The sequence below is a fragment of the Gordonia sp. SID5947 genome, assembly GCF_009862785.1.
GTDB lineage: Bacteria > Actinomycetota > Actinomycetes > Mycobacteriales > Mycobacteriaceae > Gordonia.
The window spans coordinates 2361904-2385183 of the sequence record NZ_WWHU01000001.1 but is presented as its reverse complement, the minus strand read 5'-3'; the positions used below and the strand labels follow the sequence as shown (position 1 = coordinate 2385183).

The window sequence follows — 23280 nt, the reverse complement described above, 5'->3', positions numbered from 1 at the left end:
GACTCACCTGCAGATCGGGGATTGTGTGATCTTGCCGCCAGGTGTCGCGTGGGCGACGATCGACGGGATCACCGTGCTCAACGCGGGCACCAGGGTCACGTTGAAGTTGCACAGGTAGGTGTCGATGTAGGAGCCCCCCTGCGTGACCCGTGCGAGGCCTTTCAGTAGCGGTGGGAGATTGAAACCGAGGTAGGCGAACTCGTCCTTGTTGGCGAGGAAGTGTCCGAGGAATCCGGGTTCTCGTGCGAGCATCTGACGCGCCTGGGGAAGTGCGCCCTGCGCGAGTGTCGCGGCGCGATCGGCGACCCGAGCGGTTCTGTCGAGCGAGCCGATGAACGAATCACGCTGTGCGGACATCTGCTCGAAGATCCTGCGGGAGCTCACGAGTACGGTGTCGATGTTGCTGCGCTGGGCCGCGAAGGTGCCGATGACGCGAGACAGGTTGGAGATGACGTCGCCGAGCACCTGATCGGGTCCGGCGACGGATTCGGCCAACGAGGACGTCTCGGCGACCAGCGTGGTGATCGACGACGAGTCACCTTGCAGGGCCCGGATCAGTGCCTCGGTGACATTGTCGACCTGCTTGGGATCGAGCACACTGAACAGGGGCTCGAATCCGTTCAGCAGTGCGGAGATGTCGAACGACGGCTCGGTGTGTGCGAGGGGTATCTGACCGTTCTCTAGCGGCGTGGGGTGGGGGAAGTCTCCACGAGACAGGCCGACGTAGCGCTGCCCGACGATGTTCTGGTAGACGATCGAGGCCTTGGTGCTGCCGTCGACCACCTGGTCGGAGTCCACTCGGAACGACACGCGTGCCGTGGTCCCATCCAGGCCGACCGAGTCGACCCGTCCGACGCGAATCCCGGCCATACGGACGTCGTCTCCCGCTTTCAGTCCCGTGACGTCGGTGAACACCGCGCTGTAGTTCCTCGTGTCCTCGGAGACGTCACGCTGAAGGGTGACGTAGACCGTCGATGTCAATGCCAACGAGACGAGGAGGAAGAGAATCAACCCGATGAGGGGCTTGCGGATGCTCATGGCGCACCGTTCTTGTCGTCAGGGGACACTGTGACGGTCGCGCCCCGCGCGACGGGGCCGAGGATGAGTGTGTTGGCGCTGTTGGGGCCGCCACCGACGAGTTCGCCGAGGGTCGTCTGTTCGTCGGCGCTGCCGACCGAACCCACGTTGCCGCCCATCGCGGCCGTCTGGTAGCCGGGGGTGACTCCCTTGCGTGCGTTGCCTTTCAGGACCGGGGGCGACACGCTGCTCGGAGCAGTGGAGCAGCTGGCACCCTCCAGATTCCCGTATCGGGGACAATCCGCACGCGTGTAGAGCTTGTGGGGGGTGACCTGGAAGAGGAACTTTCCTCGTCCGTTGGCCACGCCGGCCGGCCAGAAATCCGAGAACCACTTGTCTGCGATGACACCGATGTTCGTGACGATGGAGGTGAAGCCGGCGCTGCCGTCTGCCACCACCGACACGACCGGCGCGGCCTGGCTGGTGATCCGGATGATCTGGGCGGTGTTGCGCTCGAGCGCCGTGTTGACCCGGGCGGTGGTGGTGATGCCGGACCCGAGTAGATCCGAGAGCGCACCGGACTCGCGCGCGACCATCTGCATGGGCCCGACCGAGCTGTGCAATGCGTCGAGGAGATCGGGCGCCGATTTCCGGAGGCCGGTGACCGCGGAACTGAGCGACCGCACGGTGGATGGCCCTCCGTCGGGCCGGACCACCCGGTCGAGCTCGCCGACGATGCGGTCGAGTTGTGCGCCGGCCCGGGAGATGTCGGTTCCGCGACGGTCGGTGGCGGTCGCCACGGCCGCGAGCATGCCGACCGTCCGATCGCTGCCCGCACGCGCCGTCGCGGAGACGATCGCGCGCAGTTTGGACAGCGCGGTCTGGAATTGCACCGTCGACGCGTTGGTGTCCTGGCTGATCACGTCACCCGGTGCGATCGGCGGCGCGGAGCCGTTGTCGATGAGCTGCACGGAGGACACGGCGAACACGTTGCTCGGCACCACGCGCGCGGTCACCGTGCGTGGGATCTGTGGTGCACGGTCGGGCGCGATGGAGATGTCGACGGTGTTGTCGGGGCCGGTGACCGCTGGTGTCACACCGGTGACCGTGCCCACGATGACGCCGCGGTACTTGACGTCGGAGTTGACCGGGAGACCGTCGCCGACATCGGCGAGCTGGGCGGTCACCGCGACCTTCGGGGTGAAGCTGCCACCGGCCTTGAGAGCGATGGCGGCGAGAACGATGACGATCACGGCGATTGCGATGACGCCGCTGATCAACAGGCGTCGGTTCGACAACCCGTGCGGTCCGGCGTCGTAGATGCTCGGTGAGTTCATCCGCTCAGCCTTGCTCCGCTTCCGACTCCCCAGAATGCCACGGTGAGAAGGAGATTGGCGACGATCATCACGGAGATGCTGGCCCGCATCGCACGGCCGGACGCGGTGCCGACGCCCTGGGGGCCGCCGTGGGCGTAGAAGCCGTAATAGCACTGGATGGTGGTGGTGATGATCACGAAGATCACCGCCTTGATCAACGAGTACATGATGTCGGTGGGGTTGAGTACCAACTCGAAATAGTGCTGGTACGTGCCGCCTGAGAGGCCGCCGCTCAGACCGACGACGAGTTGTACCGAGACGTAGTTGACCGCGAGGCAGACCAAATAGAGCGGGATGACCGCGACGATGGAGGCCAGCAGGCGGGTGGAGACGAGGTAGGGGATCGGCCGAATCGCCAGCGCCTCGAGCGCATCGATCTCCTCGGAGATCCGCATCGCGCCGAGTTGAGCGGTGAAACGACATCCCGCCTGGGCCGCAAAAGCCAGCGACGCCATGATCGGAGCGAGTTCGCGCGTGGTGGCGGTGGATGCGACCATACCGGTCGCGGGCTCCATGCCGAGGAGGTGTAAGGCGTTGTAGCCCTCGATGCCCACGATCGCGCCTGCGGCGCCGCCGAGGACGATGATCACTCCGGCAGTGCCACCGCCGACCACGATGGAGCCGTTGCCCCAGGTGACGTCGGAGAGGATGCGAAGACACTCTTTGCGGTAGTGACGCAACGCGATCGGGATCGAGATGAGCGCCCGGGCCAGGAACGCGGCGAGGTGCCCGATACGCAGGATGACGCCACCGACCGCATCGGCCGCACGGACGAGCGGTCGTAGTCCGGTCGGGTAGTACGTCGCCGCCATCAGAACCCCGTCCGCGGGAAGAGGAGTACGTACATCTGGGTGAAGCCGACGTTCACGAGCATCAGCAGGATGATCGACGCGACGACGGTGGCGTTGACGGAATTGGCGACACCTGCGGGGCCGCCGCGGGTCGTCAATCCCTTCTGGCATGCCACTATCGCCACGATCGCGCCGAACACAATGGATTTCACGATCGTCAGGTAGAAGTCGGAAAGGGTTGCGAACGAGGCGAAGGTGGTGACGAACGTGCCCGGGGTCCCGTTCTGGACGAATGTGTTGAACAGGTAGCCGGACAGGAAACCGACGAAGCAGACCACTCCGGTCAGGGCGGTGCTGACCAGGATCGCCGCCGCCAGTCGCGGGACCACCAGCCTCCGGATGACCGAGAGGCCCATCACCTCCATCGCGTCGATCTCGTCGCGTATCTTTCGGGAACCGAGGTCGGCGCACACCGCGGAGCCCGCCGCGGAGGCCATCAGGAGTGCCGAGACCATCGGCGCCCCCTGCCGGATGACGGCGAGACCGCTTGCCGCACCAGCCAACGACGTCGCGCCGACCTGGCCGGCCAGCAGGGCGAACTGGATGGACAGGGTCATACCGATGGGGATGGCGACGAAGATCGTCGGCAGGGCCGAGGCCGACGCCATGAACGTCGACTGCCGGATGAACTCCTTGACGGGGAATCGTAACGTCAGCAGATCGACCACGAGGTGCTGCAACGCGCGGATGCCCAGGACGAACTGGCCGCCAACGGTTTCCAGCGATGCGCGCGGGTGGCGGTGCACGTAGCCACTCATCCAGGACGTGATCTCGTCGGTCGCCCTCGGCGGCTCGGTTGTCGGAGGCGGTGGTGGGATGGATGGCGGCGGCGGGTCGTCGATGCCGCCGGTGAGGATCGGCTGGGTCGGCGCGCCGTCGCCGGCAGGGGCGGTAGTCGTGGTGATGTCGCTGTTGACGGTGGACACCGATCCCCCCTCTCTGGCCCGGTTCGATCCTCGGCAGACAGAGGCCCGACCATCGACGGTGATGGTCAGGGGCGCACACCCCGGGCTGTGGATGCGCACTCGGCGGAGATGAGCGTCAGATGTACCAGCCGCCGTTGACGCCGATGGCCTGTCCGGTGATGAAACCGGCCTGATCCGAGCACAGGAACGCGGCCGCGGCCGCCACGTCGCCGGGCAATCCCGCGCGACGCACGGGCGTCATCGCGGCGAGGTCCTCGATCGCCGGGACCAGGCCTGCCGCGACGGCCTTCTCGGCCATCGGAGTCGCGATGATCGACGGCGGAATCGTGTTGACCGTGATGCCATGTGGCGCGTACTCGAATGCCAGCGCTTTGGTCAGCCCGATGACGCCGCCCTTGGATGCCACATAGTGGGCGCGTTCGGGGGCACCGGACTGTGCGCTGGATGACGAGATCGTCACGATGCGGCCCCATTGCCCCGCCTGCATGTCGCCGATGACCGCCTGGGTGCAGTTGAAGGTGCCGGTCAGGTTGACCGCGATGATGCGATCCCACTCGTCCTGGCCGATGTCGGGATAGGGCATCTGCGATTCGATACCCGCGCTGGTCACCAGGATCTCGACGGGGCCGAACTTCTCCCGCACCACCCCCATGGCCTTTTCCACCGCGGTCCGATCGCTCACGTCCACGGCCTGTGCGATGGCCTCGGCGCCACCCGAGCGGAGGTCGGCGGCCACCTTCTCGGCCGCCTCGCCGTTCTGGTCGAGGACGCCGACGCGGTGTCCGGCTGCCGCCAGATGTTCGGCGATGGATTGCCCGATGCCGGACCCTCCGCCGGTGACGACGCTCGTTCGAACCGTGGATATCGCTGTGGTGCTGGTCATTTCCGCTCCCTCAGGCCTTCGGTGTGAAATCGAGGTGCAGGGTGGTGAGACCGCGCAGGATGTAGGTGGGCTCGAAGTCGTAGTGACGGTGACCGTTGTGACCGTGGTGCTCCTCGGACACCCGGATATCCGCCATGCGCGCCAGGAACCGCTCGACGGTGACCCGGCCCTCGATACGGGCGAGGGGGCTGCCGGGGCACGAATGAATACCCCGGCCGAAGGTCAGATGCTCGCGCACATTGGTGCGTTCGAGATCGAACGTGTTGGGGTCGGGGAAGTGGTCGGGGTCGCGGTTGGCCGCGCCCGGGCAGAACATCAGCGTCGTTCCGGCGGGTACCGCGGTGTCGCCGACCGTGGTGTTCTTGCGTGCCACGCGGAAACCGCTCTTGACCGGGCTCTCCAGTCGTAGTGTCTCCTCGATGAAGATCGGGATGAGTTCCGGATCGTCGCGCAGTCGTTGCTGGATGTCGGGGCGTTCGCCGATCACCCTCAGCGCGGCACTGATCAGCTTGGTGGTGGTCTCCTGGCCGGCAGCGAAGAGGAAGGTCGCGGTCCGGACCACGTCGATGACCTCAGGGGTGCTGCCGTCCTTGTACTTCGACTCGGCGAGTGCGGTGAGGACGTCGCCGCGCGGATGCGCGCGTCGGTCTTCGATGTACGCGGAGAACTTGTCGTCGAGCCACTGCAGTGGGTTGTCCGCCATGACCTCCGAGTCGAGCGCGCCCGGCCGGGCACCCTTGCGTGGTGCACCGAGTACGGTCCGGAACTCCTCGTGATCTTCTTCCGGGACGCCGAGCAGATCGGCGATGACGAGGAGCGAGAACGGTTTTGCGAACTCCGCCATGAGTTCGCACTCACCGTTGGCGACGAACTCCTCGATGTACTCGTCGGCAAGCTTCCACATGAACTCCTCGTTCTCCTGGATGCGACGCGGGGTGAGGAGGCGGCTCAGCAGACTGCGCGCCCGGCTGTGGTCCGGAGGATCCATGGTGACCATGTGCTCGTGCAGCGGCAGCTCGTCTCGATGCTGATCGATCAGGTCGCCGACGTCGTCGCCCTCGGGCTCGAACGGCAGTCCCGGGAAGGGGCCGGTGGCGGCGATGCACGACGAGAACGTGGCGGGGTCCTTGAGGACAGTCACCGCTTCGGCGTGCCCGGTGATCGCGAGGACACCGAAATGCGGCTCCTTCGTCACGGGGCACTTGCTGCGGAGCTCGTCGAAATACGGATAGGGATCGGGGACCAGGCTCTCATCGGTGAAGAAATTCAGGGACGTCAGATCGCTCACCGGAAACCTCCTGTGCGGCAACCCTCTTCAGGGAGAGGATGCATTGTGACTGCGTTGGCTGTGGAACTCTGAGCAAAGATGCTGAGCGAGTGCTCAGCGGGGTGTAATACTTGTTACCATGCTCCGAAACTGAGGTCAAGATCACATTCTCAAAATGGACATATTGCGTTTCCGGTCTAGGGTGAGGGCGGGGCTGTGACAGGAGAGGTGGAGAGCGTGACCGAGCGCAGGTTCGGATCGACCGAGGCCAAGAATCGGACGATCCTGTTAGATGCGGCCGAGGTGCTGATGCTTGAAAGCGGTTATGCCGCAGTCACTTCGCGGAAGGTCGCGCAGGCCGCCGGCCTGAAGCCCCAACTCGTGCACTACTACTTCCGCACGATGGACGAGCTGTTCCTCGAGATGTTCCGCCGCCGTGCGGATCAGGGGCTGGAACAACAGCGGGCCCTGCTCGAGTCGCCGCAACCGCTCTGGGCGCTCTGGCAATTCAGTATCGACCCTTCGGTGTCTCAGTTCACCACCGAGCTCCTGGCGCTGGCCAATCACCGAAAGGAACTCCGTGCGGAGATCGCCCGCTACTCGGAACAACTCAGGAATCAGGCGCAGGAGGCGATCGGGAAGCTGTTGCCCAGCTACGGCGTGAGTTCGAGAGAGTTGCCGGCGGAGGTCCTGATCGTGATCATCACGAGTGTCTCCCGGCTGGTCATGATGGAGAAATGGCTCGGCTTCGAGAAGGGGCATCGCGAGACGTTCGAGTTCATCGAGGGCTACCTCCACAAACTGGAGGGCGAGCCAAACCAGCACCACGTCATCGCGTCGATCGGTTATGCCTGATCGGCTCACCGGACGGCACCTCGTAGCCGCGGTTCGGAGGCGGTGCCGACCGCGCGTGTCAGATCGTCATGTGACGCCGGCCGGTGGTCGCCCCCGCGTCGGCGAGTGCCACGCCACCACGCGCCGGTCCCGGTGTCTCACCTACACTGGCTAGAGTGAATGCGCAGGTGGATACCGTCTCAGCCGCTGCCGGCAGCCCCGACCAACCCCAACCGTTCCGCGAGCTCGGTCTCAAGGACGACGAGTATGCCCGGATCCGCGAGATCCTGGGCCGTCGACCGACCGACGCGGAGCTCGCGATGTACTCGGTCATGTGGTCCGAGCACTGCAGCTACAAGTCGTCGAAGGTGCATCTGCGCTACTTCGGTGAGACCACCACCGAGGAGATGCGTGCGAGCATGCTCGCCGGCATCGGTGAGAACGCCGGAGTCGTCGACATCGGCGACGGCTGGGCGGTGACGTTCAAGGTCGAATCCCACAATCACCCCAGTTACGTGGAGCCCTACCAGGGCGCGGCAACAGGAGTCGGCGGCATCGTCCGCGACATCATGGCGATGGGTGCTCGCCCGATCGCGGTGATGGACCAGCTGCGTTTCGGTCCCGCCGATGCACCCGACACCCGCCGGGTCGTCGACGGCGTGGTCCGCGGGGTCGGCGGCTACGGGAACTCCCTCGGACTGCCCAATGTGGGCGGCGAGACCGTCTTCGATGCAAGTTACGCCGGAAATCCGCTGGTCAACGCGTTGTGTGCGGGCGTGCTGCGGACCGAGGACCTGCACCTGGCGTTCGCGTCGGGAACGGGTAACAAGATCATCCTGTTCGGTGCTCGTACCGGACTCGACGGCATCGGCGGCGTCTCCGTGCTGGCGTCGGAGACCTTCGATGACGACGTCGAAGGTCAGTCGGGTCCCAACCGGAAGAAGCTGCCGAGTGTGCAGGTCGGTGACCCGTTCACCGAGAAAGTCCTCATCGAGTGCTGCCTCGAGCTGTACCACGCGGGCCTGGTCGTCGGCATCCAAGATCTCGGTGGCGCGGGTCTGTCCTGCGCGACCTCCGAGCTGGCGGCCGCCGGCGACGGCGGTATGCACATCGATCTGGAGAAGGTGCCGATGCGCGCCGAGGGGATGACCCCGGCCGAGGTGCTCTCGAGCGAGTCGCAGGAGCGCATGTGCGCCGTGGTCACTCCTGACAACGTCGACGCGTTCCTCGACGTCTGCAAGAAATGGGATGTGCTCGCAACGGTGATCGGGGAGGTCACCGACGGTGATCATCTGGTGATCACCTGGGACGGCGAGACCGTGGTGGACGTGCCGCCGCGCACCGTCGCTCACGAAGGTCCCGTCTACGAGCGTCCGGTTGCCCGGCCGGACTGGCAGGACGAGATCATCGGGTCGACGGCCGGCTCTCTCAAGCGCCCGCAGGGGCCCGACCAGCTGCGGGCCACCGCGCTCGAACTGCTGGCCTCGCCCGCTCTGTGCAGCCGCAAGTTCATCACCGAGCAGTACGACCGCTATGTCCGCGGCAATACGGTGCTCGCCGAAGCCGCGGATTCGGGCATGGTCCGCATCGACGAGACGTCCGGGCGCGGCATCGCGCTCGCCACCGACGCGTCGGGCCGCTACACCTATCTCGATCCCTATCGAGGCGCGCAGCTCGCGTTGGCCGAGGCCTACCGCAACGTCTCGGTGTCAGGTGCCTCGCCGAAGGCCGTCACCAACTGCCTGAACTTCGGCTCGCCGGAGGACCCGGCGGTGATGTGGCAGTTCCAGCAGGCCGTCCGTGGGCTCGCCGACGGTTGCGCAACACTCGGCATCCCGGTCACCGGCGGCAACGTCAGCTTCTACAACCAGACCGGGTCCACCCCGATCCTGCCGACGCCGGTGGTCGGTGTGCTCGGCATCATCGACGACGTGCACCGTCGCGTGCCGACCGGATTCGGCACCGAGCCGGGAGAGACGCTGATCCTGCTCGGCGAAACCCGGGACGAGTTCGACGGATCGATCTGGGCGCAGGTCGCCCATGATCACCTCGGCGGCGTGCCGCCCCAGGTCGACCTCGCTCACGAGCGGTTGCTCGCCGAGATCATGGTGGCGGCGTCACGGGACGGGCTCGTCTCGGCAGCGCACGACCTCTCCGAGGGCGGCCTCTTCCAGGCCGTCGTCGAGTCCGCGTTGGCCGGCGAGACCGGTTGTCGCATCCTGCTTCCCGAAGGCGCCGACCCGTTTGTCTGGCTCTTCTCCGAATCCGCCGGCCGCGCGGTCGTCGCCGTGCCGCGCACCGAGGAGTCGAGGTTCTGTTCGATGCTCGACGCACGGGGCATGCCGTGGACGCGCATCGGTGTGGTGGATCAGGGCAGCGACTCGGTGACGGTGCAGGACCAGTTCGAGGTGACCCTCGCCGAACTGCGCACCGTGCACGAGGGAACCCTGCCGAAGCTGTTCAGCTGAGAGGTGTCGCGGTCGGGCCGGGCCGCGTCACAGGGCGGCGACGAGTCCCTCCGCATCGTCGGTGGTGATCTGGTCGACGCGCAGTGCGATCAGTCGCCGAGCCTGGCGCAGCGAGTCGTCGTCGACACCGCTGATCGTGTACGCGTCGACCGTACGGCCGCGGTCGTGGAACGCGCCGACCATGTCGAAGCCGCGCTGGTCGGCCTCGAGGATGAGCCGCCGTTCGAGATAGACCATCTCGGCGTCGGGTGACGCGATGACGGCTCGGTCGACGAATCCATCGAAATCCTCGGAACGCAGGACCCGTCGTAGCGCACCGTGGTGGCACGGGTCGTAGCCGATTCGGATGCCGGGCACGGCGTCGGTCAACAGCCGGACGGCCTCCGCATCCCCGCAGGACAGGATCACACTCGACGCGATCGGGGCGGTCGCCGCCGCGAAGTTTGCCACCGCGATGTCGTCGAGGGCGGCGGCGTCCTGTTTGAAGTCCAGCTGTAGCACCGCGTTCGGGTGAACGGTGGCCGGCGCGAACAGGTCCGGGAGGTCGTCGAGCAGCAGAACGGTTTCGTCGGTCGGGGTGCCGTCGTTGTCGCGGATGCGGAGCGCCCGAATCTCCTGCGCCGAGAATGCCGGTACACGTCCACGCCCGGTGGTGGTGTGACCGAGGTTCAGGTCGTGCAGGACGGCGAAACCGCGCTCTCCGTGGACCACCAGATCGACCTCGACACTCGCGCCGGCGGCCATTCCTTCGACGATGCGCCGCGACGTGAACGGCGGGTCGTTCGGACGCCTGCGGGCACGATGCCACTTGATCGAGGTCCTGTGACCCTCGTGAAGCACTTCCACCGGTGGCAGCGTGGAAGACGTGGAGACCGGGTCGGTGTGCATCGACGAGACGTTACGCCGCTCGGATGAACGGTAGGCATCGATGCGGTTCAGTTTACGGCGATGGATCGGTTTCGTGACCGTTGCGGAATCACTGGGCTTCCTGGTTCCGGTGGCGGGCATGGGTATTTGTGCGTCGGCGGGTTGGTCACCGTTGGCGACCTGGCTGACCGTCGCCGTGTTCGGCGCAGGCGAGGGCGCACTTCTCGGACTGGGTCAGGCGGGAGCCATGCATGGCACCGAAGTTGCCGTGCCGGTGCTGCGTTGGGTGGCGGTGACGTCGGCCGCCGCGGCCTTCGCGTGGTTGCTGGGTTCGGCGCCGTCGACGCTGCACGACGCAGGAGTGGTGGACGACGGGTCGCACCTGGCGTCGTGGGCGGCCTTCGGGGTGGGTGGATTGCTCTTGCTGCTGAGCATTCCCACGGCGCAGTATCTCGTACTGCGCGACCTGGTGCCCCGGGCCGGTGTCTGGATACCGGTGAACGTGTTGGCGTGGTCGGTCGGGTTGATGGCCACATTCGTGCCAGGTCCGTTCGTCGACGAGGACACATCGGCGGCCGCTCTGGTGGCATCCTTCGCCGTCGCGGGCATCTGCATGGCGCTCATCGTCTCGGCGATCACCGGTTGGTACCTGCGTCGGCGGGCAGCAGCTTTGTCAAACCGCCCACCCGGAAGTGAAACGTGTTCTAGTTTGGCTGCATGACTCTTCGTGTGGTCGAGTGGTCGACCGGAACAGTGGGACGCCATGCCATCGCCGGGATCGATGCCCGGCCGGATCTGGAACTCGTGGGGGTGTGGGTGTCCGACCCGGCCAAGGTCGGCAAGGACGCGGGGCAACTCGCGGGGCTCGATCGGGAACTCGGCGTGGTGGCGACCGACGACCGCGACGCGCTGGTCGCTCTGCGGCCCGACTGCGTTGTGCACACCGCGATGACCGATGATCGCATCTTCGAGGCGATCGACGACCTGATCTTCTTCGTCGAGAACGGTATCAACGTCGTATCGAGCGGGCCCGTGGTCTTGCAGTTCCCGCAGGGCATCCTCAACCAGGAGTTGCTCGACCGGATCGCGGCCGCCGGTGAGTCCGGCAATGCCAGCCTGCACGTGAACGGCATCGACCCCGGATTTGCCAATGACGTTCTGCCGTTGTCGATGACGAGTCTGTCGCAGCGGATCGACGAGGTGCGCTGCCTGGAGATCGCGGACTACTCGACTTACTACCAACCGGTCGTGATGAAGGACATCTTCGGCTTCGGTCAGCCGATGGACGCGACACCGCTCCTGCTGTGGCCCGGCGTCCTGGCGATGGGGTGGGGCAGTGTGGTCCGCCAGATCGCCGCGGGGCTCGGACTGACCCTGGACGAACCCCTCGTCGAACGCTTCGATCGAGTCCCGGCCGACCGCGACTATTCGACGGTCTCCGTCGAGATCCCCGAAGGAACCATGGCGGCACTGCATTTCGAGGTCGTCGGGCAAGTCGACGGTGTCGACCGTGTGGTGCTCGAGCACTACACCCGAACGCACCCGGACCAGTGCCCGGACTGGCCGTCGCCGGCCGAAGGCGACGGCTGCTATCGCATCCTCGTCTCCGGCGAACCCGAGATGAAGGTCGAGTTCTCCCACCACGGCGAGCATGGCGACCACAACGTCTCCGGCATGATCGTGACAGCCATGCGGCTGGTCAATTCCGTTGCCGCCGTGGTGGACGCGAAACCCGGTCTGGTCACCGCCCTCGATCTGCCGCCGGTGAGCGGGCGCGGGTTGGTCGCACGCCAGTAGTGACCGGCCGGCCGCCGGTCGGGTAGCCCGCGGGCGTTGTGGGGTGGTCCAATACGGCGCCTCGCCACGCTCGGTGCCTACTCGATCAGCGGGGTTGTGGGTCGAGTGGCCGGCGAGCGTAGCGAGTGGGCGTATCGAGACTGATCAGCGAGGGACGCCTCACGCCTGCGCCATGTTCTTCTCCCGGTAGCGGCGCTTCCACTCGTCACGTGACCGGATCGACACGTCGACGTCGGTGGCCGAACGTCGGAGCGCACCGACGTTGATCTCGTCACGGGTGTGGTTGTCGAGCGGATTCCAGTTGAAGAATCGCGCGGAGTTCTCCCACGAGATCTGGTTGATGTCGGAATCGTCGGCGCCCGCGGCCTGCAATTCGCGCAGCATCTGTTCCGGTGCGTCCGGCCAGAAGCAGTCTGAGTGCGGGTAGTCGCACTCCCATGCGATGTTGTCGATGCCGATCTCGTGACGCAGCAGCAGCGAGGTCTTGTCGGTGACGTAGCAGGCCAGTGAGTGGTCGCGGAAGACCTCGCTGGGGAGTTTGTCGCCGAAGTCGCGACGCAGCCACTTCTGGTTCGTGTAGTGACGGTCACTGCGGTCGAGATAGAAAGGTATCCAGCCGATCCCGCCCTCGGAGAACGCGAACTTGAGGTCGGGATAGGTGCGCATGGCCGGGCCCCAGAGAAGATCCTGTGCCGCGAGTGCGGAGATCTGCGAGGCCAGCACCATCAAACTGTCGATCGTCGAGTCCTTGGCCAGGTTGAGCGCACCGAAGCCGGTGCCGATGTGCAGACACATCACGAGTCCGGTCTCCGACAGGGTCTCGAACACCGGACCCCAGTAGTCCAGGTCGTGGTAGCTCGGTAGTCCCTCCAGGTGAGGTAGTTCGGGCATCGTGACCGCCCGGCATCCCTTTGCCGCGACCCGGCGGATCTCGGCGCACATCGCGTCGACATTCCAGGTGGGCAACAGAGCCAACGGGATGAAGCGGTCCGGGTAGGCGCCCGCCCATTCGTCGATGTGCCAATCGTTGTACGCCGAGACCATCACGAGCGTGATGTCACTCTGGTGCTGATTGAGGTGGCGTGCGGAGAAGCCGGCGAACGTGGGAAAGCACATCGAGGCCCAGATTCCGTTGCGACTCATGTCGCGGACGCGCTCGTGCACGTCATAGACGCCAGGTCGCATCTCGGCGAAGCCCGCCGGGTCGCGGCCCCATTCCTCCGCAGGCCAGGACACCACCGCATTCAGTCCGCTGACGCCCGCCTGCTTGCCCATGTACATCCACTGGTCGACACCCTTGTCGTCGGTGATCACCACGGGCGCCTGATCGCGGTACTTGTCCGGTACATGGCGCAGGAACATGTCCGGTGGCTCGACCACATGGTCGTCGATGCTGATGAGCACCAGGTCGTCAATGTTCATGACACTCTCCTTCGTGGCTGGTGGAGCGGCCGGGCGTTCCGGCCCTGTCTGTCGTCATCTCTGCTGTCCCCGGGTCATCCGTGGTCGGCCGCGGTCAGCCAGACCGACCGGATCGCGACATCGCCGAGTTCCATCTCGGCGAAGCCGGTGACGGAGATGCGCATGGTCCCGGCGAACGGTCGTTTGGCGTGCACGGTCACTCCCGAGTCGAGGGTGAGGCCGACGGACCCGAAGTACTCGAGCATCGCCGGATCGGAGTCGGCGATGCGCGCCACCGTGCCCGTGTCGCCGGTGTCGCAGGTCGCGAGGGGACGTAGCGAGGGCGTCGGTACTCGGCCGTCGGCGGCGGGGATGGGATCACCATGCGGATCCCGGGTCGGATGCCCCAGCCGCCGGTCGATGCGTTCGATCAGGTCGTCGGAAGCGGCGTTGGCAAGGGTGTCGGCGTCGTCGTGGACTTCGTGCCAGCCGTAGCCGAGTTCTCGGACGAGAAATGACTCGATGAGTCGCATGCGCCGTATGACGTGCGCCGCCAACGCGTGTCCCCGGCTGCTGAGGGCGACGGCGCCGTAGCGCTGGTGTGTGACGAGTCCTTTGTCGGCGAGGCGGCGGACGGCATCGGATGCGGTCGACGGCGAGACCCCGACGCGTTCGGCCACCGTCTTGGTGGTGACCGGATCGCTGGCCCATTCGCTCGCGTCCCAGATCGCCTTCAGGTACTGCCGGGACGCCGCCGTCACCTCGCCGAGCGGATCTCTGTGACCGCTGCCGAGGGCGACGTGGGACGGATGCATGCGCCCAGAATAGCATCGGAGTCTCTCAGAAGGAGAATCTAATTCTCGTTCGTCGGAGGTGAAGGAGTCGGTGGCACAGCGTGTCCGACGAGCCCACGACCCATTGCGATTGTCCGGACGCCGAGCGGCTCCGGGTTCGGTGCGAGATCCGAAGTACGAGCGGTATTGGCATTCTCATTTTCTGCAAGTATCGTATCCGCTGATGGAACCACAGACTGAGACAGCCTCCGGCATCCCGCTGGACACTGCCTATGGGCCGAACCCCGACTCCGCGGTCCCCCCGTTGCCGGGGAGTACCCGTTCACCCGGGGGAACTTTCCGACGGGTTACCGGGGGAGATTGTGGACCTTCCGGCAGTACTCGGGCTTCGGCACCGCCGAGGAGTCGAATCGCCGCTACCGATATCTGCTCGATCAGGGTGGTACCGGCCTCTCGGTGGCGCTCGATCTGCCCTCGCAGTGCGGATACGACTCCGACGACCCCGAGTACGGCGAGGAGGTCGGACGAGTCGGTTGTGCGGTGGACACCCTCGCCGACGTGGAGATCTTGTTCGACCAGATCCCGCTCGACAAGATCAGCACCAGCTTCACCATCAACGGGACTGCCGCGATCCTGCTGGCGTTCTATGTCGCGGCCGCCGAGCGCAAGGGTGTACCGCGCGCGGCGCTGACCGGCACCATCCAGAACGACATCCTCAAGGAGTACGCCTCGCGCGGGACCTGGATATGGCCGCCGGAGCCGTCGCTGCGCCTCATCGCCGACACGATCGAGTTCTGCGCGGCCGAGGTGCCGAGATTCAACGCGATCTCGGTGGCCGGCGCCCACTTCCGTGATGCGGGTGCCAATGCCGTGCAGGAGATGGCGTTCACGCTCGCGGACGGTGTCACATACTGCGACACGGTTGTGGAGCGTGGACGAATGACGATCGACCAGTTCGCGCCGCAGATCTCGTTCTTCTTCTATACCCATGGCGACTTCTTCGAGGAGATCGCCAAATACCGTGCCGGGCGGCGGCGCTGGGCCACGATCGTGCGTGAGCGATACGGGGCCACCACCGACAAGGCCGCGATGTTCCGATTCGGGTGTGTCGCCGGCGGTGCGTCGTTGTATGCCCCACAGGCACAGAACAATCTGGTCCGGGTGGCCTACGAGGCAATGGCCTCGGTGCTCGGTGGTGTGCAGTCGATGTTCACGGCGGCCTGGGATGAGCCGTTCGCGCTACCCAGCGAGGAATCGGCGACCATGGCCTTGCGTACCCAACAGATCCTCGCCTACGAGACAGGTGTTGCGCGGGTGGCCGATCCGCTCGGTGGTTCGTATTTCGTGGAGTCCCTCACCGACGCCACCGAGGAGCGAATCATCGAAGTGATGGCCGACCTCGATGCGCACGGCGGCATGGTGCGCGCGATCGAGGAAGGCTACCTGCAGGGCCTCATCGCCGACGAGGCATACCGCATCCATCAGGAGGTCGAGGGCGGTGAGCGTCCGGTCGTGGGGGTCAACAGATTCGTCGCCGACGAGCCGGCCCCGGAGATCGCCACCTATGAACTCGACCCCGAGGGACGCGAGGTCCAGTTGAAGCGACTCGCGAAGGTCAAGGCCGAACGAAACGCCGATGACGTGACGAACACGCTGGCCGCGTTGTCGCGGGCCGCAGAAGGAGACGAGAATCTGATGCATCGCCTGATCGACTGCGCGAACGCGTATTGCACCGTCGGCGAGATGGTGTCGGCACTCAAGGGCGTATGGGGCGAGTTCGCGCAGCCGGTGGTCTTCTGATGACCGCCCGGATCCTGGTCGCGAAACCGGGCCTGGACGGTCACGACCGTGGGGCCAAGATCGTCGCCCGGACGTTGCGCGACGCAGGTTTCGAGGTGATCTACACCGGCATCAGGCAGAGGATCGAGGACATCGTCTCGATCGCACTCCACGAAGACGTGGCCGTGGTCGGCCTGAGTATCCTGTCCGGCGCGCACGTCGCACTGACGCGCCGAACCGTCGACGCCCTGCGAGCGGCGGATGCCGGTGACATCGCCGTCGTGGTCGGTGGCACCATTCCGCAATCCGACGTCGACACCTTGCTCGAAGCCGGTGCCGCAGCGGTCTTTCCGACCGGTACGCCGCTGGAGACGTTGGTGACCGACGTCCGTGCTCTCACCGCGACCACGGCGCCGTCGTGACGTCGTGTGCCCACACCGGCCTGACCACTGTGAGACACCTGGAGGAAACGTGCGCGTCGGAGTGATGATCGGACCGGAGCGGGGCGACTCCGCCCGCAAGGTCGATCGGATGATGAAAGACATCGAGTGGGCAGAGTCCGCGGGCATGGACACGGCTTGGATCCCGCAGGTGCCCTCGGATTTCGACGCTCTGATCACCATTGCGTTGATGGGTGCCCGAACCACGAACATCGAGCTCGGGACCGCCGTGGTGCCATTGCAGGCGCAGCATCCGATTGCCCTTGCCCGGCAGGCGCTGTCGGCACACGCGGCGTCCTCGGGACGACTCGCCCTCGGAGTCGGACCGTCGCATCACTGGATCGTCCAGGACATGCTCGGGATCCCGTACGAGAAGCCGGCTCGGCTCACCCGCGATTACCTCGACGTCTTGGATCAGGCGCTGCACGGCCCCGGACCGGTGGATGTGGAGAACGATTCGTTCACGGTTCACAATCCACTCGAACTCGGGCCGGTCGCGCCGCTGCCGGTGTTCCTCGCCGCGCTGGGCCCGGTGATGTTGCGCCTCGCCGGAGAGCGGGCAGACGGCACCATTCTGTGGATGGCCGACGAGCGGGCGATTGCCGAACACATCGCACCGAGCATCAACAAGGCAGCAGACGGCGCAGGACGTCCCGCACCGCGGATCGTCGCGGGCGTGCCGGTGTGTCTGTGCCGTCCGTCGGAGGTCGACGAGGCCCGTTCGCGGGCGAATCGCATTCTCGCCGAAGCGGAGTTCTCGCCGAACTATCAGAAGCTGCTCGAGCGCGGCGATGCGCGCGATGTCGGCGATCTGTGTGTCGCGGGTGACGAGGATGCGATCCTTGCTCGCTTCCGGGACTTCGAGAAGGCCGGGGTCACCGACATCTCGATGCGGCTCCTGCCGATCGGTGACACCCGTGATGAACTCGTCGCGTCCAAGTACCGGACGCGCGAGGTCATGGCAGAGTTGGCAAAGGAACTCCGGTGACGTCCGGCCCGCTGGCAGGTATTCGCATCCTTGAGGTGGGCACGATGCTGGCAGGCCCCTACGCGACGATGACACTGGCAGATCTCGGAGCAGAGGTCATCAAGATCGAACCTGCGGCCGGCGAGATCTCCCGGCAGGTGAGCGACGCGTACTTCGCAAGTCTGAATCGTGGGAAACGCAGTGTGTGCCTGGATCTCACGAGTCCGGACGGTCGAGAGCAACTCGAAGAGCTCGCGACGGATGCGCACGCACTGCTCGTGAATCTCAAACCGTCGGCCATCCACCGCCTCGGACTCACGTACGAGAACCTCCGTCGCATCAACGAGCGGATCGTGTGCGTCGCGATCACCGGATTCGGGCTCTACGGCGGCGACGACCCGGCCTTCGATTACGTGATCCAGGCGGCGACCGGGGTGGCGGCACTCACGGGCGATCCGCAGGGGCCGCCGACCCTGCCGGGATACTCCTCCGCCGACAACTCGACGGGACTGACCGCTGCGCTCGGTCTGGTGTCCCAGATCGTCTCCGGTCGCGGCGGCCAGATCGACGTATCCCTGCGCGATGTCATGTTCTCGCAGTTGAACTATCACGCTTCGGCGTTTCTCAACGGTGGAACCGTACCGGTACGTCGCCCCTTCGGTGCACACTCGTACTACGTTCCGGCCCAGATCTTCGGGACCGCAGACGGATATCTCGCGTTGTTCATCACCCATGATCGCTTCTGGCAGGTTTTCGCGACCGAGGCCGGTGTCGAGGGATTCACGCGGATGGCCGAACGTGCAGAGCGCCGCGACGAGGTGCTCGCCGCGGTCGGTCAGGCGTTGTCGGCGGACACGGCCGACAACTGGGAGAAGCGGTTGCGGCCCCTGGGTGTGCCGGCCGCGGCGGTGCGCACCCTACCGGAGGCGCTGGAACTGAACCCGGACGTCATCGTGGAATCCGGTGGCTTCCGGACGATCCGGTGTCCGATCAACGTGTCCGATCATGTCCCGGACTACCGGCCCGCCCCGAGCCTCGGTGAGATGCAGCGCTGACCAATCGCCGGTGCTAACCCTGTGCGATGGAGATCGACATGGTCTCGAGATAGCTGTCGATGCCCTCGCGTCCGAGTTCCCGCCCGTAACCGCTGGACTTGACACCGCCGAAAGGTGCGAACGGATCCATCGTGTAACCCTGGTTCACCCCAAAGGTGCCCGCCCGGATTCGTGAGGCGATCGCCAGCCCGCGGTCGGTGTCGGCACCCCACACCGACCCGGCGAGGCCGAACGGGGAATCGTTCGCGATGCGGACGGCTTCCTCTTCGTCGCCGTAGGGGATCACGGTGAGAACCGGGCCGAAGATCTCCTCACGTGCGATTCGCATCGAGTTGTCGGCGTCGCTGAACAACGTCGGGCGGACGTACCAACCATGATCGATCCCGTCGGGCATCTCGGTCCCACCGCAGACCAGTTGCGCGCCTTGTTGTACTCCCGACTCGATGTATCCACGGACCCGGTGTTGCTGGCGTTCGGTGACCAGAGGGCCGATCTGGGTCGACGGATCGGCGGGGTCCCCGATGGCCAGTGTGTCGATCTCGGCGACGAGTGCGTCGACGAATTCGGCTGACCTGTGCTCTGGTACCAGGATTCGCGTGAGCGCGTTGCAGATCTGGCCGCTGTTCGACAAACTCGCGAATCGTATCCCGGTTGCCACTGTCGCGGGATCAGCATCAGCGAGCACGATCGCGGCGGATTTGCCGCCGAGTTCGAGGCTGAGCCGTTTGAGTTCCACGCCGCAGGCAGTCGCAACCCGTCGGCCTGCGTCGGTCGAACCGGTGAAAGACACCTTGTCCACACCGGGGTGGGTCACCAGGTGGTGGCCCGTCTCGGCGTCACCCGGCAACACACTCACGACCCCGGCCGGGAGTTCGGCCTGTTCGATCAATTCGGCGAGAAGCAGCGCGTCGAGTGGCGCCTCCGGTGAGGGTTTGAGCACCACGCTGCAACCGGCCAGCAACGCCGGAATCAGTTTGGTGGAGATGAGGAACTGGGGCATGTTCCACGGTACGACCGCCGCGACGACACCTACCGGTGTGCGGTGCAAACGAATATCGGGCCCGTGGGCTCCCGGCCGCGCCTCGGTCCAGGGGAATGCCTCCGCGATCTCGGTGAATGCGCCCATGATGCTCAGCGGGAGGCCCGCCTGGGCACGCCGGGCGAATGTGATCGGAGCGCCCATCTCGGCGCTGATCGTCTCCGCCATGTCGGCCTGGTGCTCCGCGTAGAGCTTGCCGAGTCGGCGAACGGCGTTGATCCGATCGGTGGGTGACGAATGTGCCCAGTCGCCGTCGTCGAACGCCTTACGAGCGGATGCCACTGCGGCGTCGACATCGGCGGGTCCCGCCGCCGCGACTCGCGCGAGGACGTCCTGCGTGTGTGGGGAGATCACCTCGATGGTCCGATCGGTGGCGGCGGGTGTCCAGCTACCGCCGATGAACAACTCATCGTCGTGGTGCAACAGACTCTCCTGATCGTTGTCCCGAGAAGTAATATCAACTACTTGTCATTGTGATCTGAAGCATATACCGTCAGCTCAGCAAGATCCCCGGCGTTTCGAAAGCTTTTCGGAACCGGTGTCCTTCGATTCGCGAGAACTGAACCGACGCAACAACTCCGGGGAATGACCGATGCCAGCCCCAGGCCCGACGTCATCAGGAGTAGCCGTGGCACGTTTTCCCAAGCCGGCCGAAGGTAGTTGGACGGAGCATTACCCCGAGTTGGGTACCGGTCCGATGTCCTACGAGGACTCGATCAGTCCGGAGATCTACGAGTTGGAGCGCAAGGCCATCTTCCGGCGCGCGTGGCTCAACGTGGGCCGCGTGGAGCAACTGCCGCGAAAGGGTAGTTACTTCACCAAGGAAGTGGCCGCGGTCAACACGTCGATCATCGTGGTCCAGACGGGAAACGGCGTGAAGGCGTTTCCCAATGTGTGTCGGCACCGGGGTAACAAACTCGTGTGGGACAACATGCCCCGAGAGGAGACCAGCGGGACCTGTAGGCAGTTCACCTGCAAATACCATGCGTGGCGCTACAACCTGGACGGCGACCTGACCTTCGTTCAGCAGGAGAGCGAGTTCTTCGACCTGGACAAGTCGAAGTACGGGCTGGTGTCAGTGCACTGCGAGGTCTGGGAAGGCTTCATCTTCGTCAACTTCGCCAAGGAGCCCGAACAGTCGCTCACCGCGTTCCTCGGCCCCATGGTGACCGACCTGGCCGGGTATCCCTTCGGGAAGATGACATCACGCTGGCAGTACCGTTCGGAGGTCGGGGCGAACTGGAAGCTGTACATGGACGCGTTCGCAGAGTTCTATCACGCGCCTGTCCTGCACGCCAATCAGTCACCGACGGCCTATTCGAAGGCTGCGGCGGAAGCCGGCTTCGAGGCTCCGCACTACCGGATCGACGGGCCACACCGATTGGTGAGCACGTCGGGGGTCCGAGCGTGGGAGATGGATGCCTCGATGCGCAAGCCCATCGAGGACATACTCCAGAGTGGACTGTTCGGGCCATGGGAAAATCCCGATCCCGGTGAGATGCCGGCCGGCCTCAACCCGGCCAGATGTGACCCGTGGGGCCTGGACTCATTTCAGCTCTTCCCCAACTTCGTCATCCTCTTCTGGGGACTCGGCTGGTACCTCACCTACCACTACTGGCCGACGTCACACAACACCCACATCTTCGAGGGAACGTTGTATTTCCCGGAACCACGTTCGCCGAGAGAGCGCGTGGCACAAGAGTTGGCGGCCGCCTCGTTCAAGGAGTATGGCCTGCAGGACGCGAACACACTCGAGGCGACGCAATCGATGATCGAGACCCGGGTGGTCGATCGGTTCCTGCTCAACGATCAGGAGATCCTCCTTCGTCACCTGCACAAGGAGACCGCTTCGTGGATCGAGGATTACCAGCGAACCACCGCGGAGGCCGCACGATGACGAATGTTCTGCCGACAGAGTTCGAGGAACTCGAGGTCTTCTCGGACTGGGTACTGCCCACGGAGGGCGAACGCTACGCAAAGCGGCTCGGATCGACGATGGCGGAGATGCAGGAGTTCTACGATGCGATCACAGCCCGAGCCGAAGAGGCGCTGTCGTACTGTGACAAATTCGAACTCGGCGAGCTTCCCGACGACGTGCTCAATCTGATGTACCTGTTGTACTCGCTGGTGACCGTGTCATTCGCAGTCGAATGCTGGTCCCAGCCAAGGGTCCCCGACTCGGGTGCCACCTGGCTCGACTGCGTCAGTGAACCGGTGCCGTGAGCGAGATCGTTGTCATCAAGGCAGACCGGTGGGCCGACGTGGACGCCTGCGTGGTCCGGACCGACGCCACGATCGTTGTCGAAGGCGATCGAATCGTGGCGGTGAATCCCGCCGAGCCGTTGGCTGATTCGGCCACGGTGATCGATCTGGGTGACGTGACGTTGCTGCCCGGTCTGATGGACATGGAGTTGAACCTTCTCATCGGAGGCCCGGGGGGACCCGATGGTCTGCCTTCACCGATGCACGGGGTGCAGGATGACCCCGCATACCGGACCCTCCGTGGCGCGGTGAATGCCCGGACCACCCTGGACGCGGGCTTCACCACCGTCCGAAACCTCGGTCTGATGGTGAAGACCGGAGGTTACCTCCTCGACGTCGCCTTACAGCGGGCGATCGATCAGGGCTGGTATCCCGGACCGCGCATAGTTCCGGCAGGCCACGCGGTGACGCCGTATGGCGGTCACCTCGATCCGACGGTGTTCCAGCGGATGGCGCCTGGCGTGATGCCGTTGAGCGTCGGTGAAGGCATCGCGAACGGGATAGCTGAGGTGCAGGCGTGCGTCCGCTATCAGATCCGGCACGGCGCCAAGGTCATCAAGGTGTCGGCTTCCGGTGGGGTCATGTCGCACAGCACATCGCCGGGATCCCAGCAGTACTCCGATGCAGAGTTCGCCGCGATTGCCGACGAGGCCCATCGCGCAGGCTTGCGGGTCGCAGCACATGCGGTGGGTGACAGTGCTATTCGTGCTTGCGTCAAAGCCGGCATCGACTGTATCGAGCACGGCTTCCTGGCCAGCGATGACACGATCCAGATGATGGCCGACCACGGAACGTTCCTGGTGTCCACGACCAGCCTGACAGACCGGATGGCAGTCGACCGGATCGCGCCCGAGTTGCGCCGGAAGGCACAGGACGTCTTCCCTCGCGCAAAGGCCATGCTCCCCAAGGCCATCGCTGCCGGTGTGCGTATTGCCTGTGGCAGTGACGCTCCGGCGATACCGCACGGGGAGAACGCCAGAGAGCTCTGCGCGCTCGTCGAGCGTGGGATGACACCGATGGAGGCGATCCGAGCGGCAACCGTGACGAGCGCCGAGTTGATCGAGGCTGACGACGAGCTCGGGCGACTCTCCCCGGGTTATGTCGCCGATGTCATCGCGGTTCCCGGTGACCTGTCGGACATCGCCTCGACGCTCGACGTGCGGTTCGTGATGAAGAACGGCGCGGTACACCGCCGCGTGTGACGACCGGCGAAGAAAGTGCGCTACGGTCGGTCCTGGACATGGCCCATTCCACGTC

At 65.3% G+C, this 23280-nt stretch carries 20 protein-coding genes and 1 pseudogene; 11 read left to right on the top strand and 10 right to left on the bottom strand.

Annotation, left to right across the window (positions count from 1 at the left end; all coding sequences use genetic code 11):
- Positions 1-3: 3 nt before the first annotated feature.
- The 6 genes from GTV32_RS11080 to GTV32_RS11055 all read right to left on the bottom strand — a co-directional run bounded on the left by GTV32_RS11080 (position 4) and on the right by GTV32_RS11055 (position 6341).
- The gene (locus GTV32_RS11080) at positions 4-1038 is read right to left on the bottom strand and encodes an MlaD family protein (RefSeq protein WP_161060367.1); all 1035 of its coding nucleotides are present in this window, start codon (positions 1036-1038) and stop codon (positions 4-6) included.
- On the bottom strand, positions 1035-2354 hold the full coding sequence (locus tag GTV32_RS11075; RefSeq protein WP_161060366.1) for an MCE family protein: 1320 nt from the start codon (positions 2352-2354) through the stop codon (positions 1035-1037). The genes GTV32_RS11080 and GTV32_RS11075 overlap by 4 nt, the downstream gene beginning before the upstream one ends.
- Positions 2351-3205: an ABC transporter permease gene (locus tag GTV32_RS11070; RefSeq protein ID WP_161060365.1), complete on the bottom strand. Its 855-nt coding sequence runs from the start codon at positions 3203-3205 to the stop codon at positions 2351-2353. The genes GTV32_RS11075 and GTV32_RS11070 overlap by 4 nt, the downstream gene beginning before the upstream one ends.
- Positions 3205-4002 (bottom strand): ABC transporter permease, encoded by a 798-nt coding sequence (locus GTV32_RS11065; RefSeq protein WP_161062461.1) that lies wholly within the window; start codon positions 4000-4002, stop codon positions 3205-3207. Before GTV32_RS11065 ends, GTV32_RS11070 begins: the two co-directional genes overlap by 1 nt.
- A gap of 283 nt (positions 4003-4285) precedes the next feature.
- On the bottom strand, positions 4286-5053 hold the full coding sequence (locus GTV32_RS11060) for an SDR family NAD(P)-dependent oxidoreductase (protein WP_161060364.1): 768 nt from the start codon (positions 5051-5053) through the stop codon (positions 4286-4288).
- A gap of 10 nt (positions 5054-5063) precedes the next feature.
- Entirely contained in the window at positions 5064-6341 is a 1278-nt protein-coding gene (locus GTV32_RS11055; protein WP_161060363.1) for a cytochrome P450, read from the bottom strand.
- Positions 6342-6557: 216 nt separating this feature from the next.
- On the opposite strand from GTV32_RS11055, the gene GTV32_RS11050 reads away from it, so the two are divergent.
- The gene (locus GTV32_RS11050; RefSeq protein ID WP_343287293.1) at positions 6558-7175 is read left to right on the top strand and encodes a TetR/AcrR family transcriptional regulator; all 618 of its coding nucleotides are present in this window, start codon (positions 6558-6560) and stop codon (positions 7173-7175) included.
- A gap of 155 nt (positions 7176-7330) precedes the next feature.
- Positions 7331-9622 carry a phosphoribosylformylglycinamidine synthase subunit PurL gene (purL, locus tag GTV32_RS11045; RefSeq protein ID WP_343287292.1) on the top strand — a complete coding sequence of 764 codons (2292 nt, stop codon included), beginning with the start codon at positions 7331-7333 and terminating at the stop codon, positions 9620-9622.
- Positions 9623-9649: 27 nt separating this feature from the next.
- Here purL and GTV32_RS11040 read toward each other — a convergent pair whose 3' ends face one another.
- Positions 9650-10510 carry a glycerophosphodiester phosphodiesterase family protein gene (locus tag GTV32_RS11040; RefSeq protein WP_161060362.1) on the bottom strand — a complete coding sequence of 287 codons (861 nt, stop codon included), beginning with the start codon at positions 10508-10510 and terminating at the stop codon, positions 9650-9652.
- A 73-nt stretch (positions 10511-10583) separates the two neighbouring features.
- Here GTV32_RS11040 and GTV32_RS11035 point away from each other — a divergent pair, with 73 nt between their 5' ends.
- Together GTV32_RS11035 and GTV32_RS11030 are read left to right on the top strand one after the other, a co-directional pair.
- Complete coding sequence (locus tag GTV32_RS11035; protein ID WP_343287291.1) at positions 10584-11210, top strand: hypothetical protein; 627 nt, start codon at positions 10584-10586, stop codon at positions 11208-11210.
- Positions 11207-12286 carry a diacylglycerol kinase gene (locus GTV32_RS11030; RefSeq protein ID WP_161060360.1) on the top strand — a complete coding sequence of 360 codons (1080 nt, stop codon included), beginning with the start codon at positions 11207-11209 and terminating at the stop codon, positions 12284-12286. The genes GTV32_RS11035 and GTV32_RS11030 overlap by 4 nt, the downstream gene beginning before the upstream one ends.
- 159 nt (positions 12287-12445) lie before the next feature.
- Here the strand turns inward: GTV32_RS11030 and GTV32_RS11025 are convergent, their stop codons facing one another.
- Positions 12446-13708 (bottom strand): amidohydrolase family protein, encoded by a 1263-nt coding sequence (locus GTV32_RS11025; protein ID WP_161060359.1) that lies wholly within the window; start codon positions 13706-13708, stop codon positions 12446-12448.
- Positions 13709-13782: 74 nt separating this feature from the next.
- The gene (locus GTV32_RS11020) at positions 13783-14502 is read right to left on the bottom strand and encodes a metal-dependent transcriptional regulator (RefSeq protein WP_161060358.1); all 720 of its coding nucleotides are present in this window, start codon (positions 14500-14502) and stop codon (positions 13783-13785) included.
- Positions 14503-14704: 202 nt separating this feature from the next.
- Here GTV32_RS11020 and GTV32_RS11015 point away from each other — a divergent pair.
- The 4 genes and pseudogenes from GTV32_RS11015 to GTV32_RS11000 all read left to right on the top strand — a co-directional run bounded on the left by GTV32_RS11015 (position 14705) and on the right by GTV32_RS11000 (position 18722).
- Positions 14705-16281: pseudogene (locus GTV32_RS11015) on the top strand (methylmalonyl-CoA mutase family protein).
- Entirely contained in the window at positions 16281-16682 is a 402-nt protein-coding gene (locus GTV32_RS11010) for a cobalamin B12-binding domain-containing protein (protein ID WP_161060357.1), read from the top strand. The pseudogene GTV32_RS11015 and the gene GTV32_RS11010 overlap by 1 nt, the downstream one beginning before the upstream one ends.
- A 49-nt stretch (positions 16683-16731) precedes the next feature.
- Positions 16732-17688 (top strand): LLM class F420-dependent oxidoreductase, encoded by a 957-nt coding sequence (locus GTV32_RS11005; protein ID WP_161060356.1) that lies wholly within the window; start codon positions 16732-16734, stop codon positions 17686-17688.
- Positions 17685-18722, top strand: coding sequence for a CoA transferase (locus GTV32_RS11000; RefSeq protein ID WP_161060355.1), 1038 nt, complete (start codon positions 17685-17687; stop codon positions 18720-18722). The genes GTV32_RS11005 and GTV32_RS11000 overlap by 4 nt, the downstream gene beginning before the upstream one ends.
- Positions 18723-18735: 13 nt before the next feature.
- Here the strand turns inward: GTV32_RS11000 and GTV32_RS10995 are convergent, their stop codons facing one another.
- Positions 18736-20166: an aldehyde dehydrogenase gene (locus tag GTV32_RS10995; RefSeq protein ID WP_237421803.1), complete on the bottom strand. Its 1431-nt coding sequence runs from the start codon at positions 20164-20166 to the stop codon at positions 18736-18738.
- Between the two features lie 223 nt (positions 20167-20389).
- Here GTV32_RS10995 and GTV32_RS10990 point away from each other — a divergent pair, with 223 nt between their 5' ends.
- From GTV32_RS10990 to GTV32_RS10980, 3 genes are read left to right on the top strand one after another with little or no spacing between them, the layout of a single operon-like run.
- A complete protein-coding gene (locus tag GTV32_RS10990) occupies positions 20390-21658 on the top strand; it encodes an aromatic ring-hydroxylating dioxygenase subunit alpha (protein ID WP_161060354.1) in 1269 nt (422 codons plus the stop codon).
- Positions 21655-21984: a hypothetical protein gene (locus GTV32_RS10985; protein ID WP_161060353.1), complete on the top strand. Its 330-nt coding sequence runs from the start codon at positions 21655-21657 to the stop codon at positions 21982-21984. The genes GTV32_RS10990 and GTV32_RS10985 overlap by 4 nt, the downstream gene beginning before the upstream one ends.
- A complete protein-coding gene (locus GTV32_RS10980) occupies positions 21981-23225 on the top strand; it encodes an amidohydrolase family protein (RefSeq protein WP_161060352.1) in 1245 nt (414 codons plus the stop codon). Before GTV32_RS10985 ends, GTV32_RS10980 begins: the two co-directional genes overlap by 4 nt.
- The last annotated feature ends 55 nt before the right edge of the window (positions 23226-23280 follow it).

What these genes read in the sequence shown, in the direction of transcription:
- GTV32_RS10985 (WP_161060353.1), top strand. Translation starts at nt 21,655, where the DNA reads ATGACGAATGTTCTGCCGACAGAGTTCGAGGAACTCGAGGTCTTCTCG.
- GTV32_RS11080 (WP_161060367.1), bottom strand. Translation starts at nt 1,038, where the DNA reads ATGAGCATCCGCAAGCCCCTCATCGGGTTGATTCTCTTCCTCCTCGTC.
- GTV32_RS11075 (WP_161060366.1), bottom strand. Translation starts at nt 2,354, where the DNA reads ATGAACTCACCGAGCATCTACGACGCCGGACCGCACGGGTTGTCGAAC.
- GTV32_RS11020 (WP_161060358.1), bottom strand. Translation starts at nt 14,502, where the DNA reads ATGCATCCGTCCCACGTCGCCCTCGGCAGCGGTCACAGAGATCCGCTC.
- GTV32_RS11065 (WP_161062461.1), bottom strand. Translation starts at nt 4,002, where the DNA reads ATGAGTGGCTACGTGCACCGCCACCCGCGCGCATCGCTGGAAACCGTT.
- GTV32_RS11030 (WP_161060360.1), top strand. Translation starts at nt 11,207, where the DNA reads ATGACTCTTCGTGTGGTCGAGTGGTCGACCGGAACAGTGGGACGCCAT.
- GTV32_RS11010 (WP_161060357.1), top strand. Translation starts at nt 16,281, where the DNA reads ATGACCGCCCGGATCCTGGTCGCGAAACCGGGCCTGGACGGTCACGAC.
- GTV32_RS11025 (WP_161060359.1), bottom strand. Translation starts at nt 13,708, where the DNA reads ATGAACATTGACGACCTGGTGCTCATCAGCATCGACGACCATGTGGTC.
- GTV32_RS11070 (WP_161060365.1), bottom strand. Translation starts at nt 3,205, where the DNA reads ATGGCGGCGACGTACTACCCGACCGGACTACGACCGCTCGTCCGTGCG.
- GTV32_RS11040 (WP_161060362.1), bottom strand. Translation starts at nt 10,510, where the DNA reads ATGCACACCGACCCGGTCTCCACGTCTTCCACGCTGCCACCGGTGGAA.
- GTV32_RS11060 (WP_161060364.1), bottom strand. Translation starts at nt 5,053, where the DNA reads ATGACCAGCACCACAGCGATATCCACGGTTCGAACGAGCGTCGTCACC.